The following is a 522-nucleotide window of genomic DNA, read 5'->3' as shown; positions in this document are numbered from 1 at the left end:
GCACGAAAAAAGTGGCCGGGACTGGGAAATGAAGTGACAGCCCGCCTGCTGACCGTGACGCGCAAAGGAAAAGTCTGCCATCTGCTGACGTCGATGACGGACGCCATGCGCTTCCCCGGAGGAGAAATGGCGGATCTGTACAGTCATCGCTGGGAAATTGAACTGGGATACAGGGAGATAAAACAGACGATGCAACTGAGCAGGCTGACGCTGAGAAGTAAAAAGCCGGAGCTTGTGGAGCAAGAGCTGTGGGGTGTCTTACTGGCTTATAATCTGGTGAGATATCAGATGATTAAAATGGCGGAAAGTGGCGCAGTAGACTGTGACGTTTTTTTTGACGACAGGGACCAGGCAGTCCCCTACACAGCCACCGCTGATGATGTCGCTCCGACGGGTCAGCAAATCTGGCAGGAACTGCAAAGCGGCAAATGGGGTGAGATAGCCCCATTCACTGTGACACCAGAAATGCTGGAAGCGGCCAGAGAGGCCAGACGTCAGGAAATTGAAGCATGGCGCGCAGAA

General features: G+C 53.8%; 2 pseudogenes. Both read left to right on the top strand.

Annotation, left to right across the window (positions count from 1 at the left end):
• Positions 1-306, top strand: a pseudogene (locus BFF42_RS20485) (transposase); the annotation flags it as partial.
• Positions 295-522, top strand: a pseudogene (locus BFF42_RS27380) (DUF4376 domain-containing protein); the annotation flags it as partial. The pseudogenes BFF42_RS20485 and BFF42_RS27380, both read left to right, overlap by 12 nt.

The organism is Shigella sp. FC1661 (genome assembly GCF_001712525.1).
In the GTDB taxonomy this organism is placed as follows: domain Bacteria; phylum Pseudomonadota; class Gammaproteobacteria; order Enterobacterales; family Enterobacteriaceae; genus Escherichia; species Escherichia coli.
Note: the sequence above shows the minus strand (reverse complement) of the source record. Positions and strands in the feature narration are given on the sequence as shown.